At 40.3% G+C, this 20,505-nt stretch carries 11 protein-coding genes; 6 read left to right on the top strand and 5 right to left on the bottom strand.

What is annotated here, in order from left to right; all coding sequences use genetic code 11:
- Positions 1 to 124 precede the first annotated feature (124 nt).
- On the bottom strand, positions 125 to 2,626 hold the full coding sequence (locus FNZ24_RS01635; RefSeq protein WP_153912684.1) for a S8 family serine peptidase: 2,502 nt from the start codon (positions 2,624 to 2,626) through the stop codon (positions 125 to 127).
- A gap of 658 nt (positions 2,627 to 3,284) precedes the next feature.
- Between FNZ24_RS01635 and FNZ24_RS01630 the strand changes: the two genes are divergently transcribed.
- Complete coding sequence (locus FNZ24_RS01630) at positions 3,285 to 4,823, top strand: curlin (protein ID WP_153912683.1); 1,539 nt, start codon at positions 3,285 to 3,287, stop codon at positions 4,821 to 4,823.
- Between the two features lie 75 nt (positions 4,824 to 4,898).
- On the opposite strand, the gene FNZ24_RS01625 is transcribed toward FNZ24_RS01630, so the two are convergent.
- Both FNZ24_RS01625 and FNZ24_RS01620 read right to left on the bottom strand, forming a co-directional pair.
- Positions 4,899 to 5,564: a helix-turn-helix transcriptional regulator gene (locus FNZ24_RS01625; protein WP_153912682.1), complete on the bottom strand. Its 666-nt coding sequence runs from the start codon at positions 5,562 to 5,564 to the stop codon at positions 4,899 to 4,901.
- Between the two features lie 229 nt (positions 5,565 to 5,793).
- The gene (locus FNZ24_RS01620) at positions 5,794 to 6,399 is read right to left on the bottom strand and encodes a DUF2238 domain-containing protein (RefSeq protein WP_153912681.1); all 606 of its coding nucleotides are present in this window, start codon (positions 6,397 to 6,399) and stop codon (positions 5,794 to 5,796) included.
- Between the two features lie 152 nt (positions 6,400 to 6,551).
- Between FNZ24_RS01620 and serA the strand changes: the two genes are divergently transcribed.
- Positions 6,552 to 7,781, top strand: coding sequence for a phosphoglycerate dehydrogenase (serA, locus tag FNZ24_RS01615; RefSeq protein ID WP_153912680.1), 1,230 nt, complete (start codon positions 6,552 to 6,554; stop codon positions 7,779 to 7,781).
- A gap of 151 nt (positions 7,782 to 7,932) precedes the next feature.
- Positions 7,933 to 8,892 (top strand): tRNA-modifying protein YgfZ, encoded by a 960-nt coding sequence (gene ygfZ / locus FNZ24_RS01610; RefSeq protein ID WP_153912679.1) that lies wholly within the window; start codon positions 7,933 to 7,935, stop codon positions 8,890 to 8,892.
- A gap of 119 nt (positions 8,893 to 9,011) precedes the next feature.
- Here ygfZ and FNZ24_RS01605 read toward each other — a convergent pair whose 3' ends face one another.
- Both FNZ24_RS01605 and FNZ24_RS01600 read right to left on the bottom strand, forming a co-directional pair.
- Positions 9,012 to 10,031, bottom strand: a complete 1,020-nt coding sequence (locus FNZ24_RS01605) for a response regulator (protein WP_153912678.1) — start codon at positions 10,029 to 10,031, stop codon at positions 9,012 to 9,014.
- 26 nt (positions 10,032 to 10,057) lie between these two features.
- Positions 10,058 to 15,349 (bottom strand): PAS domain S-box protein, encoded by a 5,292-nt coding sequence (locus tag FNZ24_RS01600; RefSeq protein WP_153912677.1) that lies wholly within the window; start codon positions 15,347 to 15,349, stop codon positions 10,058 to 10,060.
- 402 nt (positions 15,350 to 15,751) lie between these two features.
- On the opposite strand from FNZ24_RS01600, the gene FNZ24_RS01595 reads away from it, so the two are divergent.
- From FNZ24_RS01595 to FNZ24_RS01585, 3 genes are read left to right on the top strand one after another with little or no spacing between them, the layout of a single operon-like run.
- Positions 15,752 to 16,432: an ABC transporter ATP-binding protein gene (locus FNZ24_RS01595; RefSeq protein ID WP_153912676.1), complete on the top strand. Its 681-nt coding sequence runs from the start codon at positions 15,752 to 15,754 to the stop codon at positions 16,430 to 16,432.
- Positions 16,425 to 19,070: an ABC transporter permease gene (locus FNZ24_RS01590; protein WP_153912675.1), complete on the top strand. Its 2,646-nt coding sequence runs from the start codon at positions 16,425 to 16,427 to the stop codon at positions 19,068 to 19,070. The genes FNZ24_RS01595 and FNZ24_RS01590 overlap by 8 nt, the downstream gene beginning before the upstream one ends.
- A gap of 38 nt (positions 19,071 to 19,108) precedes the next feature.
- Positions 19,109 to 20,239: a lipocalin-like domain-containing protein gene (locus tag FNZ24_RS01585; protein ID WP_153912743.1), complete on the top strand. Its 1,131-nt coding sequence runs from the start codon at positions 19,109 to 19,111 to the stop codon at positions 20,237 to 20,239.
- The last annotated feature ends 266 nt before the right edge of the window (positions 20,240 to 20,505 follow it).

The following is a 20,505-nucleotide window of genomic DNA, read 5'->3' as shown; positions in this document are numbered from 1 at the left end:
ATCCAAGACTAAAAATTATCATTAGTCTACTGACTGACCTTTTAATATCAAAGCATTTACATAAAAAAAGGGATGGTTATACCATCCCTTTCTAGTGCGAACTAAATAGCTCTATTATGTAACCTTAAAAAGTTGCAACAATCGGATCCGAACATAAGCTCGATTCTGTTTCACAAATTTTATAAGTTACTTCTGCAGGTGCATTAGTGAAACGATCACGATATCGACCATCATTGGCTGTGGTAGACACCATGACATCATCACGGTATATCGCTACATTATCACCAACTGCCCCACTCCAAGTTAAATCAACAAGTGCACTGCCACGACGAGACTTCATTGTACGTGTAACTGCTGCATCGATACTATATTCAAATACTTCTACTGTCATAGATTGAGTATCAGACTGACCTTCACTGTCTGTTACCACCAGTGAAACAGTATACGCACCACCCATGGCATAAACATACGTAGGATTTACGTCACTAGACATGCTGCCATCACCAAAGTCCCAAGCGTAACTAACAATATCATCATTAATGTCTGAACTTGTGTTAGTGAAATCAACAGTTAACCCGTCAACAGCATATGCAAAATCTGCTACTGGCGCGGCTGGAGCTGCTTCACCTAGCGCAGAAATATCGAGTCCCCAGCTATTAAGTGCACCGGTATCACCACCAGCATTATCCGAAATCGACAACGTCCACGTACCCGCTGCAACTTCACCATCAAACTCAGATAAACTCCAAGTCTGAACTAAGTCATCAGTATTACCGCCTGCACGATCGTGTAACACAACCTCTGTACCATTTGGAGAGATTAAGGTTACGATCAGATCACCGATCCAAGTATGTGAAATATCGACATTAACTGCTAAATCAAAAATTTGAACAGGATCGGCGATTTCAATAGTACTTGTGATAGTCGTATTGTCTGAAATATCAACTGGGGTATCATTTCCGTAACTAAAGTCATTTAAACCAGCAGGATACACACTTAATGAAACCGCTTTATCTTTCACTGTCATGCCATCATCAGCAGAAACAGTAATAACATAATCTCCCCACGCCGCTGAATCTAACGTAGCAACATCAAGTGTAAAACTATCACCAGCCATAGCTGTAGCAGCTGAAAGGCTGACTCCATCAAGTGCTGGTGAAACAGCAGCAGAAAGGCTGACCTGATCATTCCAACCGGCAATACTTCCAACAGAGAAGTCATAGCTAACAGCGCTACCCGCTTCTACCGACTGTGAACTTGGTGAAGCTGTTAAATTAAATGAAGGATCAGGATCTGCTGAATCTAAAGCATTTGCGACATTTAATCGGGTACCTGCAACAGTTAAGCCCGTTAAACCAGCATTGACTTCACCTGAATCCATTAGCAGTTGTTTCATTTCTACAGCTGCAATATCTGGCTCCACAGACCAAACTAGTGCAGCAGCACCTGTGACATGTGGGGTTGCCATTGATGTGCCTGAGATTGTGCCATATGAATCATTAGGGAATGTCGATAAGATTGATGAGCCTGGCGCTCCCATATCAACACTAGTTAAACCCCATTGAGAAAAACTAGACATATTGTCATTTCTATCTGTACTTGCGATAGATAAAACAACATCAGAGTCATAACTTGATGGATAGTGAGGATTAACGTCATTGTCTATCGCATCATTACCAGCTGCAGCGACAAACAAAATCCCCTGATCGCCTGCAGATTCAATTGAATCTTTTAACGCTTGGCTAAAACCACCACCACCCCATGAGTTATTCGTCGCTTTAACATCCACACCATGGTTAACTTTTAGGTCGGTGAAATAATCGATACAAGCAATCGCATCTTCAGTTGAACCTGTTCCACCATCAGAAAGGAATTTACAACCAATCATGGTGACATCCCAGTTCACTCCGACGACACCGACACCATTGTTACCTGTTGCGCCGATAGTACCAGCAACATGAGTACCATGGCCGTTTCCATCCATAGGGTCACCCGTACCAGTGATTGGGTTATAACCATGAATATCATCGATAACACCATTGCCATCATCATCGATTCCATTACCTGCAATTTCACCTGGGTTAACCCACATATTACTGACAAGATCAGGGTGGTTATAATCAACACCTGTATCAATAACACCAATCACCACGTTACTGCTACCTGTGGTGATATCCCAAGCTGCCACTGCATCAATGTCAGCTCCAGAGGTTCCTCCTGATTGGCCAGTATTATGCAAGCCCCACAGATCAACAAAGCTAGGGTCATCTGGTATTCCTAATGCTCTATATGTGTAGTTAGGCTCCGCATATTTAACCGCCGGATGTTTACTGATCATTTTGATCGCAGCATCTAAATCACTGCCACTTCTAAGTTCAAGTTTTGCAAGACGACCTGATAATAAATGCTGAAATTTATCATCAATACCATCTAAATCCTTATCGGTTAACGTACCATTCACTAAACGCTGAGCTGAAAGTCTTTCAAACTTTGTGACATTATCTTTATAAACCACAAGAATTTGATCTTTCTTGTATTCAACTTTGTTTTTAGCGATTGCAGGGGCAACGTTTAGTGCCATAGTAGAAGCAATTGCGATTGCAATTGGAGACATTGTTTTTATCATTTCTGGCTTTCCTATATTCCATTATTAATTCCCAGAACCGGTACCTCAACACTGGTAGCTTTTCCATTAGCCTATTAAGCGAGTTGGTTTTCCACGGAGTGAAACCCGGAATTATTGTAGCCATTTGATTGTTGTCATAATGAAAGCAGAATAAAAGTAGCTAAACTTTAAATAGTAATAAACTACTAATCCTATCAGTGTAGGCAATTAACCATCATCTCTTCAATGCACATTTTAAACATTTAAAATCAGGAACTTAAAAACAAGTAATACGAAAGTTCTGTTATTTTTTTACCTATAAAAAGTAGCCATTCTTCCGATTGAGCTATCAGACCTCAATCCGTAAGTTAAGCCTGTAACTTGTCAAAATAAGCTAAAGGATGCGGTTAAATAAAATTCAAGAATATCGTTCGAGCACTTAAATAATATTAAGCACTGCAAGTTTGTTTAATATTTTATTCTTGATAATTAAAACCCTAGCTATTTCTTATTAGTAAAAAGTTGGTGGCAAGATTACTTATTGCTCGCCCTCTGTAATATCAAACAAATCACTTGTGATATACAGCTGAATTTGTTTGTAAATAGAAGGCGAATTTCAATATTGAAAGATAGCTAAAACAACTATCAAGTCACTCAATATCCAAACAGGGAGCGTCAAATGAAGTCGCAAACAAAATTATCGTTAATTTCTCTCGCTATTACAGCAAGTCTAGCTTTACCGGTCAGCGCTACCGACCTTTCATTACCTACTATTACAGCTGTAGAAAAATCAGCGGAAGTCACAGCTGCGGTAAACAACCAATCAACTGTCAACCAAACTGGTGTCGGACAAGAAGCAGAAGTTTCTCAAACAGGCACACGACATGTATCTGAAATAACTCAAATCGGTAATGATCAAATTGCCGAAGTCACTCAATCGGGTGATTGGCAAGAGTCTTATATCACTTCTGAAGGTGACGGAAACTTTATTACCACTAATCAGGTCGATGATTGGCATATTGCAAATGTGGGAGTAAATGGCAATGACAACCAAGTGACTGTAGATCAATCAGGCTTTTGGAATACCAGTGAAACCACTGCTGTAGGTAATAATAATATCGCTGACACTCTACAAAATGGCAACCAGAATAATAGTATCATTCAGCACATTGGTAACGATAACCTGACCCAAACAACACAATATGGCGCAACTAACTTAGCGGTATTTCGTGTTGAAGGTAATGGTAATGATGGGACTATCACTCAGGATGGTAACAATAACCAAGCTGGACTTGTCGCTCCAGGCGGGTCACCTAATGTAGGCGATGGTAATAGTTTGTTTGTTGACCAATCTGGTGACGAGAACTTTGGCGCTGTGATTGGTGTATACGGCAATGATAATAGTTTTGAAATTAACCAGTCAGGTTTTAGCAATACTGGGGTTGTAGCAAGCTTAACAGGTTCAAACAATGACATAGTGATTGATCAAAGCGGTGATTTGAATGGTGCCGTCATTGAATTTGCTAACGGCGATGGCAATGAAGTGTTTATTTACCAAGATGGTACTAGTAACCAAGTCGGTGATACTAACATTGCAGTCATCTCTGGTAACGACAATATTATCGATATTGATCAATCTGGTACAGCTAACTTAACTGAATTTGAAACCATAGGTGACGGAAACTCGGTTACAGTGTTGCAAGAGGGTGAAACAAACTACGTTGCCTCTGGAACATATGGTTTTGATAATGAAGTCAGCGTCAGTTCAGTGGGCATCAACAATGAAGTGGCAGTATTCGTTGAGCTTGATGAAAACTCGGTTACTGTTGAGCAATCGGGTAACACTAACTTTGCTTATGTTGATACCTTTGGATTTGTAAATGAAGTCTCTGTCGAGCAAATTGGTGATGACAATGAAGCTTCACTCACGAATGTGGGTATTGCCCAAGTTATCGATATTGCCCAAGACGGTGAGTTTAACCTCACAGACGTGGTTGCTTTTGGCGATGAGCACGCCATTGATATAACTCAAGAAGGCAGCGGAAACTGGATTGGCGGTGATGACGGTTACTTCTTAGTCGATGGTTACAGTAATAACTTAACCATCTCACAAATGGGTAACGATAACTTAGTCCTTGGTTCGCAAATTGGCGACAACGGCATGATTAATGTTTCTCAAACAGGTGACTTTAACACAGCAACTGTTTACCAAAATTAATCCTGTTATATAAGTTAAAAAGGGAGCCATTAGGCTCCCTTTTTTATTGTTGTTTAATTCAGAGTTCATTTTTAACTAGGCAAACTCAAAATGAGCTTGGTAAGTCTGTGCCCAGCGTAATAATTCAACTCGGTTTCTGGATTGGGTTTTACGAAAAATAGAAGATATATGTGCTTTTACAGTATGCTCGCTAATGCATAAGCGATGCGCAATCTCTTTATTTCTTGCACCACTTGAAACCAGCTGAATAATGGTTCTTTCACGACTCGTCAGCATTTGTAGCATAGCCACAGTATCTGGCGGAATTTCAGTATTCGCATCGAGTTTTTGTACTAGTCTGCGGAAAATTTTACTGATTAATGGCCTGTCATACCACAATTCATCGGCAACCATTTTACGCAGTCCAGTCAGCATCAAATCCATACGCTGGTCTGAATAAAGTAACCCTCTCACACCAAGTAATAATGCTGACTCTTGATCTAAAGAACCTCGCTCAACTTGATAAAGTGCTACAGGTACGTGGTTAACTAATCGAGAAACGAGCAAAGGTATCCCTTTGCTGTCTAAAGCGGCACCTTTTTGTGCAACTAAATAAAAACTGTTGGTATTTTTGTCGACTTCCAAGTCACTTGCATGCTTAACAATTCTTGTTTTAAGACCTATTGATTCCGCAAGAATGGCTAAATTACATGGCGCCGCAACTTGGTGTAAAAAAACTAATTCATCAATATTTGAGCTCATCACTTTTCTCCCTGAAAAGCATCCCTAACATCTCGACTTAACGAGTTTCTTCCTGAAATCTTGATAACAAAGTAATAACAATACTCAATGATAGTATATTTTAACTAGTCCATAAGGTATTTTTATCATACTAACGCATTAATTAAGATTCTAAGTCCTTCTAAAGTACCTTATTAATAGCATAAATAAACTTTATCCTCTTATCTAATCTAGCATAAATCACTACTTTTTATTTTTTATTGAGTGATGCTAACTGCTTATTATGCCAATGAGTAAGCAGTACTAATGCACTAATACCTCCTAATAAGGCCATAAACATATCCGATTGTGTATCCCAGACATACCCTTGGGTTCCTAGAAAAGCTTCAGCGTCCTCACCCGTTCCAATCGCAACCCACCATTCTATTAATTCATAGAAAGCTGAAAATGCTAATACAAAACACACTGATAAAAACTGACACCAATAGCCAGGTTGTAATACTTGGTTTCTCAAAAAGACTTCACGGGCTAAAATTGCGGGAATAAACCCTTGAGCTAAATGCCCTATTTTGTCGTAATTGTTTCTATCGCTCCCCATCCATTGTGCAATCCAATCGAATAATGGTACTTCGGCGTAGGTATATTTAGCTCCAACAAGTAAAATACAGCAATGTATGAGTATTAAACCATAAGACAGCTGAGTTAAAGGAAAGCGCTTACGGGTAAAAAATAAGATAGGCAAAGCCAATAAAGCAGGTAAGGCTTCTAACCACCAAGTGAACATATCCTTGGGTGAAATAACCGACCACACTAACACCGCACAATAAATCACAATCCATATAACTTTCTTATTCAAACTAAATCCCTCTTAGATGATATTGTTCTAGAATTAGAATATTAACTTTAGCCATCTAGCCCTCTACAAGTGTTTAAAAAAGTGCTATTTTGGTCGGGCGTTTAAAGTCAGCATAACATAAGCATAACTATTGATAAGAGGGTACCCATATCATGGCGAAACACTCGCTTGACAAGGATAAGATAAAAATCCTGCTGTTGGAGGGCGTCCACCAAACTGCGGTCGATGTACTAGAGCGTGCAGGTTACACGAACATTGAATACCATAAAGCATCTTTACCAGAAGATGAGCTACTGCAATCCATTAAGGATGCGCACTTTGTTGGTTTGCGTTCCCGTACTCAATTAACTGCAGACGTGTTAAACCATGCTGAGAAATTAGTCGCCATCGGCTGTTTCTGTATTGGTACCAACCAAGTCGATATTGCCGCAGCTGAAAAGCTTGGCGTGCCAGTGTTTAACGCACCTTTCTCCAATACTCGATCTGTCGCTGAATTAGTCTTGGGCGAGATCATCATGCTGATGCGTGGGATCCCTCAACGAAATGCCCATGCTCACCGAGGCGGTTGGTTAAAAAGTGCAAGTGGTAGTTATGAAGTTCGTGGCAAAACCCTTGGGGTTATTGGCTATGGGCACATTGGTACTCAACTAGGTATTTTAGCCGAAACCTTAGGTATGCGAGTGGTGTTTTACGACATCGAAGACAAACTTCCACTGGGTAATGCAAGCCAAATTCATTCATTAGAAGCCTTATTGGGCGAAGCTGACGTGATTAGCTTACATGTCCCAGAAACACCTCAAACCAAAGATATGTTTGGCGAGAAAGAATTTGCACAAATGCGTGAAAAAAGCATTTTCATTAATGCTTCTCGCGGCACAGTTGTAGATATTGATGCCCTTTCAAGTGCATTAAAATCAGGTCATCTTGCCGGGGCAGCTATTGATGTATTCCCTGTTGAACCTAAGTCAAATGATGACGAATTCATTAGTCCATTACGTGGCCAAGATAATGTCATTATCACACCGCATATTGGTGGAAGTACTGCTGAGGCCCAAGAAAACATTGGTATTGAAGTCGCTGGCAAACTAGCTAAATATTCAGATAACGGCTCAACTGTGTCTGCAGTTAACTTCCCTGAAGTTACTCTACCACAGCATAAAGGCACTTCGCGTTTACTGCATATTCACCATAACCGCCCAGGTGTGCTGATTAAAATTAACCAAGCCTTTTCAGAAAAAGGCATTAACATCGCTGCACAATATCTGCAAACAACAGCAGAGATTGGTTATGTAGTAATGGAAGTTGATTCAAACCAAGCAGAACAAGCCTTAGGCGAGTTAAAAGCGATTGAAGGCACTATTCGTACTCGAGTGTTGTTTTAATCTCAACGACTGATATAGCGGACGTTTTTCTACGCTGAATTTGTGAATTAAAGCTATCTTCATTCAATTGAAGGTAGCTTTTTCTTTTGAGCGTTACTTAATTCCGTTACACTCAAGCGATATCTTTGTTGGTCATCTTAGGAATTAGTATATGACACTTGCAACTGCTCAGCCTGATTGGGATTTCTTAAACTCTTCCCCTGACTTATTGGTCGCCAATCTAACTCATTTAGGCTTAATTGAAATTACTGGTGAACAAGGTAAAACCTTTATTCACGGCCAAGTGACAACTGACATAGTGTCTTTAAAAGATGATCAATGGCGCTGGGGCGCACACTGTGATGCTAAAGGCAAAATGATCTCAAGTTTTAGAACCTTTACCATTGATGAACAACTTTTCGCCTTATTACCCGCATCAGTTTTGCCGCTGAGCCTTGCTCAATGGCAAAAATATGCCGTATTCAGTAAAGCTGAATTAACTGATATCACAGCTAATAAAGCTATTCTTGGATTTGCAGGCGCCAATGCTGAAACGTTTCTTAGCGAGCAATTCGGTGAAATCTCGGCTGAGTTAACCAAGTTTGATGATACGGTTATTTTGAAAGATGGTGCACGTTATATCGTGATCACCAACGCTGACAAAGCAACTCAATTAGTTAACGCTTCAGCAAAATCATTACAAGCAGCTAGCACTTGGCAAGCGCTTGAAATCAAATCTGGTTACGCCAATATTGATGCGAACCACAGCGGGGAATTTGTCCCTCAGATGTGTAACGTGCAAGCCGTTAATGGTATCAGCTTTGAAAAAGGCTGCTACATGGGCCAAGAAACAATCGCAAGAATGAAGTTTCGTGGTGGCAATAAGCGCGCTTTATACATTCTTAGTGGTACGGCTTCAGAAACTGTTACCAGCGAAACTCAAATTGAAATAGCTGATGAAGATGGGTTTCGCCGTGCAGGTAAAGTCATTGAGTCTGTAAATCATAAAGGTAAAGTATTACTCACTGCGGTTCTTGCTAACGACACAGAAAATGATGCAAAACTGCGTATTAAAGATGATGAGACAAGTGAGCTGAGTGTTATTCCACTGCCTTATTCTTTAGAAGATTAAAAACTAAATTGAGTCAGTGGTTATCTAGCGTAATTTAAGCTCAAATACGCTAACAAAAAAGGATAAATACCTTATGTATTTATCCTTTTTTTATTAAAGGCAAACTTATTCAATGGCAGTTAAAATGTTTCTTCATGCTCCGCTTTAATTGATTTAACATCATCTAACACCGACTTAAATTGTTCCACCAACTGTGGATCAAAGTGTTTCCCCGACTCTTTTTCTATGAGTCCTATGGTGTCTTCTACAGTCCATGCTTTTTTATAGGGCCTTGCGGAGGTTAACGCATCAAATACATCAGCAATGGCAATTATTCTTCCCTCAATAGGAATATCTTCACCAGAAAGCCCATTTGGGTAACCGCTGCCATCCCATTTTTCATGGTGACTAATGGCGATTCTCTTCGCCATTTGTAATAAAGGGTCATCATGATCACCAATAATAGCCGCTCCTATGGCAGCATGTGCTTGCATCTCTTTCCACTCGTCAGCATCGAGCTTTCCTGGTTTTTTTAAAATCGCATCTGGGGTGCCAATTTTACCAATGTCATGCATAGGCGCGGCGTTATATAACAGCTCACAAAATCGAGAAGAATGTCCAGCTGCATTTGCCAGTAACCTCGCGTAATGACTCATTCGGATAACATGTAATCCTGTTTCATTATCCTTGTATTCAGCAGCTCGCCCTAATCTTCTAATAATTTCAAAACGTGTTTCTTTAAGCTCTTTAGTTCGTAGTTCGACCTCTGACTCCAGCAAACGCTGTTGATCATATAGGCTTAAATGGGTTTTCACTCTTGCTTTAACCACAGCAGGGCTTACAGGTTTAGTAATATAGTCAACAGCGCCGAGGGCAAAGCCTTGAGTTTCGTCTTCAGTATCAGAAAGTGCAGTGACAAAAATGACTGGAATGTGGCAAGTAAGCGGTTCACTTTTCAGTTTTTGACAGACTTCGTGACCATTCATGCCAGGCATCATCACATCAAGCAATATTAAATCAGGTGAAGATTTTTGAGCTAATGCGAGCGCTTTAGGCCCATCAATTGCCACTTTAATCTTATAGTCTCCGCCGAGAATACCCACTAAGATATCGATATTCTCAGGAGTGTCATCAACTATCAGCACGGTTGCTTTTTCCATGTTAATTACCTATTTCCTGTTTAATATTAATCTGCCGATGACTCAAAATTTTTGCGAATCTTTTGAATAAACTCTACAGCCTCTTCAAATTGATAACCTTTAATCATTACCCCTACAGGCTTAAGCAGCTCCCAGGTTTGTGGATTAACTTGTTGCTGCATGTCATCCATTACATCAATTGAACTCGCATCACCGTCATCAAGTAACAATAAAAGCTTATCTAATGATTCAAGAAACTCAGAATTACTTATAAGCTCAACCGTCTCAGTTTCCGTAATGGGTTGATTATCGTTTAACCATAAATCGATCGCTTCGCATATTGATTTAACCAATTCATCAGTGGCATTAAGTTCAACTGAAAATGCCACTTCGTCAATCAAGTTTTTTTCAAGATCTTTTGCTAGTTCTGAGAGTTTATTACTGGCTAAGTTGCCTGATAATCCTTTTAAAGTATGAGCATAACGAACCGCGTCTTCTTGATTGTTAGCATCAACGGCCGCTGATATTTGTGAAGCAATATTACGTTTCCCCTCAACAAAACGTGTCAATATTTTCCGATATAACCTTGCTGAGTTTTGTACTAACTGCAAACCACGATCGACATCAATATCAGGATGCTGCGGCCAAGTTTCTACCTTATTTGAAGATAGGTTTTGAGCGCTCTCCAATTCAATATTGGCAACATTTTCACCTAAATATTTAAGCAAGGTTTGATACAGCAATGAAACTTCTATTGGTTTAGCAACATGATCGTTCATCCCAACACTTAGGCATTTTTCTTTATCACCTGCCATAGCATTGGCAGTCATAGCAATAATGGGGAGTGTTTCATAAGTACTATTTTTACGAATTTGTTCAGTTGCCGTGTACCCATCCATTACGGGCATCTGACAATCCATTAATACTAAATCAAAGTCTTGCTGTGTAAGTTTATCCAATGCAATTTGGCCGTTATCAGCAATAGTTAATTCGATACCGACTTGTTCTAAAAATTCTGATGCCACTTCTTGGTTCATGTCGTTGTCTTCGACTAACAAGACTTTTTTGCCACTTAACTGTTGTAACAAGGTTTCATTTAGTTCACTTGCTTTCGCTCGCACAGGCATATGACCTTGCTTGCCTAATGCAGACATAATGGCATCCAGCAAACGAGAAGCACTTACCGGTTTGGTGATATATCCATTAATGCCCTTTTCATTTATAGAATCAGTAAATTCTGCCGTAGCATGGGCTGATACCATAATGGTCAAAGGAGGGTTTGCGCTTTGATTAATTATAGTATCAGCGGTTTGCAATCCATCTAAACCAGGCATTTTCCAATCTATTAAAGCTAGTTGATAATCATTAGAATGGCACATGGATATTGCTTCGGTACCATCCTTAGCTAGCGCAACATTAAAGCCCATGCTCTTAAGCATAGTATGTAAAATATCTCGTGCGGTTTGGTTATCGTCGACAACTAAGATCTCCATACCCTCCAGCTCTTGGGTCACTTTAAGTTGTAAGTCATCTGCTTGACTAACATTTGCGGTAAAGTAAAAGGTACTGCCGACACCTCGTTTACTTTCTACGCCAATATCTCCGCCCATCAGCTCCACTAACTGCTTACAAATCGCTAACCCTAACCCCGTGCCACCATATTTTCGGGTTGTTGAGCTATCGGCTTGGCTAAATGACTTAAACAGCTTATTGCATTGCTCAGGCGTCAAGCCTATACCACTGTCTCGTACACTGAACTTGAGCTCAAGTTCATCACCTTGCTGTGCAATAGAATCGATCGCTAAAATCACTTCTCCACGCTCGGTGAACTTGATGGCATTATTCATCAAATTAATCAGCACTTGGCTCAGTCTTAGTGGGTCGCCCATTAAATGGCTTGGGATATTGGGAGAAACGGAGAACAGCAATTCAAGTTGTTTATCGGCAGCTTTCACTGCAAACATATCGCTAAGATCTTCCAACATGGTGTCAAGCTGAAACGGCACAATTTCAATTTCCATTTTGCCAGCTTCAATTTTTGAAAAATCTAAAATATCGTTAATAATTCCGAGTAAGGATTTAGATGCTCGCTCTATTTTCTCAACAAAATTATGTTGTTTCTTATTCAAATCCGTTTGCAAACAAAGATGAGACATACCAATGATCGCATTCATTGGCGTTCTTATTTCATGGGACATATTGGCTAAGAAATCACTTTTAGCTTTGCTTGCTGCATCGGCTTCATCTTTAGCTAACTTTAACTCATTTGAGACCGTCATTAGCGTGGTAATATCTGCCATTGAAACCACGCTAGAGGTCACCTCACCTTGATCATTCTTTATGGCAGCAAAGGTCATATCCATCCAAATCACATCACCACTTTGGCTAAGCATTCTCGGTTCAATATTAAAGTTTTCAAATGCACTATTTATCAATAACTCAAACCGCTCTCTGGCTAATCCCCTATCGTCTACAACCATAAACTCGAAAAAGAGTTTCCCTTCTAATTCGTTCGAGTTTATGCCGATATTGCGGCCAAAGTGCTCGTTGCAGTTAATGATCACACCGTGATTATCAATATTCACAATACCCATTTCTGCAGTGTTAAGCAGAGTGCGTAAGTGCCTTTCTCTATCAGCTAAACGTTTCTCGGCATTCTTACGATCAGTAATATCCATTAAGTACCCATTCCAGAGTACTGAATCATTTGCCAATGCTTGACCTTTTGCGCCTGCTTGCAGCCAAATAATTTCACCAGAGGGATGTTGATACCTAAACTCAGTTACCCAATGTAACCCTTGTTCACTTTTGCCCGATAAGTCATCAATTATCGTCTGCCTTTCTGAATCAATAATTCTTCCTACCAGTAAATCAAAATCTTGCATCAACATGTCACGCGGAAAACCAATGATGCTAATACAGGCTTCCGACAAAAAGCTGAACTCCCGCTCAGTCTCAGAATGCCATATCATTTGATACACTAAATTAGGTAATGATTCGGTGATATTTTCTAGCTGCTTTTGTGAGTTTTGAATCGCTTCTAGAGCCTGTTTGCTCTCAGTGACATCATTGATACTCCCGTCAAACCATAAGGGCGTTCCTTGCTCGTCATAGCTGGCTTTCCCCTTCTCATGTATCCATCTGACGCTACCATCACGATGAAAAATACGATACTCAACATCAAAGTTTTGCTGAGTTTCAATTGCCTGAGATATTGCCGTGAAACAATCGGCATCGTCATCGGGGTGAATAATAGTATTGAATTTCAGTTTTTGGCTTTCAATCAGATCGGTGGCTGGATAACCAGTGATATCAGCAATATTGTTACTGACATACTCCATGACCCAATGGTCATCGATTCGAGTTCGGTATATCGCACCAGGAATATTGGCAACTAATCCTCTAAAGCGGTTTTCGCTGTCTTTAATCTTGCGCTCAATTGCCATTTGGCTCGTTAAATCACGAATAGTGGCTGCAATTTGTTTTTTGCCATCATGGGCTATTGGCAATAAAGCTAAATTAATTTCCACCAGTATTTCAGTTGCATCTGATTTTAATACCACCCACCCTTCTTTAGGTGTCGTAAACCGAGTTAATCCTTGTTCTAAAAAAACTGATCTGACCGCATCATGCTTTTTCCTAAAACGCTCAGGAAAGAGTAACTCAACATTGAGTGCTAATAGCTCATCAGCTTGATAACCGAACAACTCTTGGCAACGGCTATTGGTGAAAATAATCCCGCCTTGCTCATCCACAATCAGCATTGCTTGAGGTGATGACTCAATAACTGCATTCGACCAAAGCGCAGCTGAAAATTGCTCAGTGACATCAGTAAATAGCATTTCGACAGAAATTAATTCACCAGAATCAGTCATCAAAGGCTGCATAAATACATCAAGTCGCCTAATGGCACCATCGGCAGCTAGCATTTCAACCTGATGAGCAGGAACTCCACTCCCAGCAAGTGCTTGCTCCATATAATTCCAATTCAGCTCATTAATGGGATCAATAGTGAACATGCGCTGATATTTACGCTTGAGCGTATCGGCATCTACTCCAAGTACTTTTATCACGCCATCACTGACTTGCGCCAATTGTCCTTGAGGATCTAACGAGCAATAAAATGACTTATCACTCATACCGTCAATCAAGCTTGCAAATCGACTACCAGTAGAGTCCTTTAACGCCAACTCTCTTTCAGCGAGTAAATCCGCTAGCTGATTAAACTTGTTTGTTAAAGTGGACACTTCTGAAATATTGGTGCTATTAGCATCCAATCGTTCAATTTTTCCTTCGCCGAAATCCATAATGCCGATTTCAAGATTTTCTAAGGGTCGACTTAACCGTTTCGATGCCAAAACACTGGTTAATAACAACGCTATGGATAGCAGTAATAGAACAAAAGCTAATCTTGAGAAGTTAGATAAGAAATATTGGTTAAGCTCGTTATCACTCGTCGCGATAACCACTTGCCACTTTAACGACGAAATATTAGCCACACTAACGAGAAAACGATCTCCAGAAACCGTTACCGCCTCAGTTTGGCCTGCAATATTATTAGTAAGGAACGATTTAAGTTGATCATTTTGTGGATCATCAGATAACCATTTATCACTGCTACCTTTTAAATCACTGTTGCTTGAATCATAAAAAATGACCTTGTCATTACCATCTAAAAGCACCAAGTTTTTACTGGGGATTTTCATTAATTGCGGTATTTTGTTCAAAGCCAGATCTGCTGTGACCACTCCGTAACGATCGCCTGCATCACCAAATGCTTTTGAGTACGTCATCATAAGAATGTTACCCGCACCTTCATCAAAATAAGGTTCAGACCACACGCCTGTTGGACTTGCTATCGCATCTGTCCACCAGCTCCAGCTGCCATCAGTATAGTCATAAGCTTCTGCGCCAATATCGAGGATATTGATGTTATTACCTTCACGGTAAGCGTAAGGAGCATAACGAAGTTTTTGAGTTAGAAAATTAGGGCGGTAAGCAATTGCGCTTCCAAAAATACTAGGGTTACGTTTAAGGCGATTAACTAATAAATTTTCAATTTTATCAATGTCATCGTATAAATTGTCACTATCAACATAGGTTAAGTAATCAGACAAACCGCGGGTGGTATTTTGAACTGAATCCAAAACAAAACTAAGGTGATTAGCAGAAAGAACGGCTTGCTGTTCTAGACGTTGATAGACATCTTTTTCATGTTCTTGGTAATTAATCCAACCATTAAACCCATACACCAATGCCATAATTAAGATAAGCGGCAATGCTATATAGGCCAAAATTCGACTTCTAAAACTGTGTAACCTTTGCTTATTTTTGTCCATAAATACAAGTCTCGTTAACAAGTCAAAATTTGGTTGATATCAATTTAACCCAGCTGTTATCCGTAACTTGACCGACTAAGCATATATTCACACTACGTTATGGACTGACATTTACCAATACATCATAAGAAGGATTAAACTGCTCAAAAAACACTCTACCACTATAACTCTTAAGCTTATGATTGCAATTACAAATATAGTTTAAACAATACACTTAGCCCTAAATTCCTGCTGTTTTAAAGCCTAGTCAGTGTTCGCGACAGTTACAACTAAAGTTGCAATTAAAACCTCTAGTTCAATCAACCAGCCTGGTTATAAAAAATATAATTACATTTTAAGATCGATCTATAACTTAAAAACTAACGTATGATGATGTAATTAATAGACTTACTGGAACTTGTCATGCAATCAGATGTTCGCCATGTTGTTAGCCAATTATCACAAGTCTCAAAGGGCTTTACTGATGGCGACCACTATCATCAAGTACTCGATTGTGTCGATTTAGTTTTAAACACTGGTGATACTATTGCACTAACAGGACCAAGTGGTACTGGTAAAAGCACCTTACTGAATATCATTGCTGGGTTTGAAAAAATCGATACTGGTGAACTTCGACTTCTAAATCAGCCAGCCAAAGAATGGCAGGACAGTCATTGGAGCCACTTTCGCCGTCAGCAACTAGGCATTGTATTCCAGCAATTTAACTTATTGACGCCCCTCAATGTCATCGACAACATCCGCTTCCCTTTGCAGTTGAACAAGCTTAAATGGAGCTCATGGTGTGACGAGCTGATTAATATGCTTGAGCTAAATGATGTATTGACTAGGCCTGTAGAAACCCTTTCTGGCGGCCAACAACAACGCGTTGCAATTGCAAGAGCACTAGTCCACAAACCCGCGTTACTACTTGCGGATGAACCCACAGGTAATCTCGATGAAAAAGCCGGTCAGCAAGTAATGCAATTACTTTGCGAGCTAGCCAAAGCCGCTAATACCACGGTATTAATGGTGACACATAGCGACTCCTGCGCGAATTACATGCAAAGACGTTGGCATTTAGAGCAAGGTAAAATTCATGAGTAATCAATCGTCTCAAGCGAATGACGCTCTTGATAACAATCGCCACTCAAGGATAACCACATTATCTGAAGTGGGTTTGAGTTTAGGTATTTTCTTCGCTCATTACCGACACGCTCCTTTGCAAGCAGGCGCTATTTTATTAGGCATAGTATTAGCCGTTACTTTGTTAATAGGGGTTAAATCAACCAACGAAAATGCAGTTAGAAGTTACAGTGAAGCCACAGAACTTCTCAGCCAACGGGCGAGCTTATTAATCACTCCAAACGCAGGAGCGCGCTACCTTGATGAAGCGGTTTATTTTCGATTACGACAATCAGGCATTAGCAATGCCCTAGCCATTGTGAATGGCTTGGTTGTTGACCCACAAGGCAGACGCTGGCAAATTCAAGGCAGTGATTTATTTGCTGCGATTAATCTACAAACCACTCAAGTATCCTCAAGTGATAACAAGGCAGATAGCGGCAATAGCCATAGCAATAGCAATAGCAATAGCAACAGTAACTTGGTCAATCCGAATATTCCGATTGCCAAACTGGTGGCAGCTGAAAATATATTATTAATGAGCCAATCATTGGCAAATAAAGTCGCACCTAATGGCGAGTTCTTTTTACAAGACCCTAGCAACGAACAAGCTCCCGATATCAAGCTTGAAGTCATCGGTTTAGACGATGACTTTGGACTCGGTAACGCCATCGTCGCTGATATTTCCTTAGCGCAAAAATTATTAAACCAACCCCATCAACTTTCTTATATCGCTCTATTTGATAAACCTGACCAATTAATTACCCGTATAAATCAAGCAGACTTATTACAGCAACAAGCCGACATCACAGAACAAGATCAAGGCCAAGCACTACAAGAGTTAACCCGTAGTTTTCATCTTAATCTTAACGCCATGAGCATGCTGGCCTTTGTTGTAGGGCTATTTATTGCCTATAACGGCGTCCGATATAGCTTAATGAAGCGCCAAAGGTTATTGGTTCAATTACTTCAGCTTGGCATTCAAAAAAATTACCTGATGCTGGCATTAATATGCGAGTTAGCATTACTGGTTATAATCGGTTCAATCCTAGGTTTTATATTAGGGTTACAGCTCAGTTTGTGGTTACAGCCTATGGTTGCCATGACATTAGAACAGCTATATGGCGCTAGACTCATGCCCGGCTCCTGGCAATGGCAATGGCTTGCACAGGCGATGGGACTGACATTATTTGCAGGTTTACTGGCTTGCCTGCCTTTATATAGACAACTCACCAATCAACCTCTAGCGAGAATAAGCACTAAAGTCAGTCAAGTGGGACAGCTTATTCGTATCCACCGTATTCAATTTTCCGTTGCTGTCATTGGCTTGATTGGCTGCGCGTTGGCTTTTCCTTTTGCAAAACAATATCAAGTCAGTTTAGGCCTCATGGGCATTGTTATCATTGCTATTCCACTTTTATTACCTCTGACTATCTATAAGATAAGCCAATGGCTAGCTCGGTTATTTCCTGCTGGGATATGGCATTACATGATTGCTGAGACCAAAGAGCTAATAGGCCCTTTGTCATTAGCCATGATGGCTATGCTGCTAGCATTAACGGCCAATATATCGATGAATACTTTAGTGGGTAGTTTTGAGGTAACACTAAAAACTTGGCTTGAGAGTCGGCTTCATGCTGATTTATACATGCGTCCATCAAGTGACAAAATCCTCCAAATTCAAGATTTTTTGAATGATAAAGACAAAGTCAGTGGCGTATATACTCAATGGACAGTTCAGTCACAATACCAAAACATGCCAATTGAGTTAGTCACCAGAGACCTATACTCAACCCAAGTCACCAGTTCATTAAAATCTCAAACCAATGATTTATGGTCAGAGTTCAGAGCAGGTAATCAAATTCTCATCAGTGAGCCTATCGCCATTAAGTACGACTTAAATATTGGAGATAGCTTTAGCATTGCAGCTTTTGAAAAATCAGCGGAAAAAGAAACACAGCAAGGTACATCCCCTAAAACCATTGGCGGAATATTTTTTGATTATGGTAATCCCAAAGGGCAAGTCGTCATCGACCAGACTTTATGGCAACAAGTCGGTTTACCCGAAATGCCTAAAAGCATTGCAGCCAGTTACCAAGGTGATATCAGTGAACTGGAGCAAATATTAGTCGACAGCAAGCTTATTTCAAGCGCCCAAATGTACAATCAGGCCAAGATAAAGCAGCAAGCTATAGCCATGTTTAAACAAACATTTTCAATCACTATGGTACTAAACAGCTTAACTTTAATCGTCGCAGCTATAGGCTTATTCAGTGCTTGTTTAATGCTTACCCAAGCAAGACAAGCACCACTAGCAAGGCTTTATGCATTAGGCATCACTAAAGGCCAGTTAAGACTGATGACATTCGTGCAGATGCAGTTGATAGTACTACTGACTTGTTTAGTGGCTTTGCCTACTGGTGCAGTGTTGGGTTATCTATTGATCAACAAGGTTACCCTACAGGCGTTTGGTTGGAGTATTGCTATGTTATGGGATTGGCCTGCCTATATTCGTGTTGTGGTTATTGCTTTAACAACCAGTGCAGCCGCAATCGGTATTCCACTTTACTGGCAGACTAGAAAACCATTAATAAAAAGTCTGCAGCAGGAGGCAATATGAAGCCATTATTTCGTCAATTGAATTTGCCTGCATTTAAAATGAAGCGGACAGTAAACCATCTATGGCTTGTGTTGTTAGCACTTATAGCTGTTGGAGCTTGTCAGCAACCTGAGTCAACCTCCCCCCTCAGTATGGGTGGGCTGCTCGGCGAACCATCATCTCAATTAGATGACTATGACAGTGTCACTTCGGGCTACCAGTTTTCTTTTCCTGATGATCACTTAAGCCATGATAACTTTCGCCAAGAGTGGTGGTATTTAACCGCCAATATGCAGACACAGTCGGGCGAAAAACTAGGTATCCAATGGACTCAATTTAGAATTGCACTTGCTGCCAATAATTCTCAGCAAAACACTGAACATAATTCAGATTGGGCAACGTCTCAAATGTACATGTCCCATGCAGCCATAACCTCAAAGAGTCATCATCTAGCAGCAGAAAAATGGTCTCGAGGCCATCCAAATCTTGCTGATGTTAGCGCAGACCCATTCACAGTTAAGTTAGATAACTGGCAGTGGGTGAGTGAAACCACTGGACTTTTCCCTGCAACATTATCTGTCGCCACCGATGAATTTAGTTATCAATTATCTTTAACTAGCGATGCTCCTATGCAGCTGCAGGGAGATAAAGGTTTTAGCATTAAAAGTGCTGATGCTGCAGTTGCCTCTTATTATTACAGCCAGCCTTTTATTGAGTTAAGCGGCACCATTACCCGAAATGGAAAACAGGAATTGGTAACAGGAAAGGCTTGGTTAGATAGAGAGTGGAGTTCGCAATTTCTCACTAAAGCTCAACAAGGCTGGGATTGGTTTTCAATCAGGTTAGATGATGGTTCTGCATTAATGGTATTTCAACTGCGCGGGGCTGATGAGAATACTCCAGCTTTTTATAGCGCAAGAAGGATGTTTGCCGATGGTTCAGGGCGAAATATTAGCAGTGCACAATCCCTTGATGATATTTCCATGACACCACTGAGTTGGCAACAAACTGACAGTGGTAAATACCCTACTAGCTGGCAATTAGCGATTACCAGTGAGCAAATAGATGTCACGATTAACGCGCTTAACCCAGACAGTAATATGCCATTATCAATTCCTTATTGGGAAGGACCTATAAGTGTTATAGGTAGTCACAGTGGCGATGGATATATGGAGCTAACAGGCTACTAAGGCCAGTTGTTCTCTGCTGGCTGAATTTTGTTCGATTTTAAAGATTTCAATTGAGGTAAACAGATTGATACTACCAATTCGACAATCAACCAGCGATTAAATTTAAATCAATTACTGCACAAAATAAAAACAATTAAAAAATTGGCTTTTATCCCCTAATTTTACCTACTTTTCCGCCAGATTGGCCTAGAATCAATGTATCATTTAAATTAACACCCGCTAAATAAGTGACTGACTAACTTCTAAATTGTGTTGTAGATCACATG

The organism is Shewanella sp. TC10, from assembly GCF_009663145.1.
Classification (GTDB): Bacteria; Pseudomonadota; Gammaproteobacteria; order Enterobacterales; family Shewanellaceae; genus Shewanella.
Note: the sequence above shows the minus strand (reverse complement) of the source record. Positions and strands in the feature narration are given on the sequence as shown.

What these genes read in the sequence shown, in the direction of transcription:
- FNZ24_RS01625 (WP_153912682.1), bottom strand. Translation starts at nt 5,564, where the DNA reads ATGAGCTCAAATATTGATGAATTAGTTTTTTTACACCAAGTTGCGGCG.
- FNZ24_RS01605 (WP_153912678.1), bottom strand. Translation starts at nt 10,031, where the DNA reads ATGGAAAAAGCAACCGTGCTGATAGTTGATGACACTCCTGAGAATATC.
- serA (WP_153912680.1), top strand. Translation starts at nt 6,552, where the DNA reads ATGGCGAAACACTCGCTTGACAAGGATAAGATAAAAATCCTGCTGTTG.
- FNZ24_RS01630 (WP_153912683.1), top strand. Translation starts at nt 3,285, where the DNA reads ATGAAGTCGCAAACAAAATTATCGTTAATTTCTCTCGCTATTACAGCA.
- FNZ24_RS01635 (WP_153912684.1), bottom strand. Translation starts at nt 2,626, where the DNA reads ATGATAAAAACAATGTCTCCAATTGCAATCGCAATTGCTTCTACTATG.
- FNZ24_RS01590 (WP_153912675.1), top strand. Translation starts at nt 16,425, where the DNA reads ATGAGTAATCAATCGTCTCAAGCGAATGACGCTCTTGATAACAATCGC.
- FNZ24_RS01585 (WP_153912743.1), top strand. Translation starts at nt 19,109, where the DNA reads ATGAAGCGGACAGTAAACCATCTATGGCTTGTGTTGTTAGCACTTATA.
- FNZ24_RS01600 (WP_153912677.1), bottom strand. Translation starts at nt 15,349, where the DNA reads ATGGACAAAAATAAGCAAAGGTTACACAGTTTTAGAAGTCGAATTTTG.
- FNZ24_RS01595 (WP_153912676.1), top strand. Translation starts at nt 15,752, where the DNA reads ATGCAATCAGATGTTCGCCATGTTGTTAGCCAATTATCACAAGTCTCA.
- ygfZ (WP_153912679.1), top strand. Translation starts at nt 7,933, where the DNA reads ATGACACTTGCAACTGCTCAGCCTGATTGGGATTTCTTAAACTCTTCC.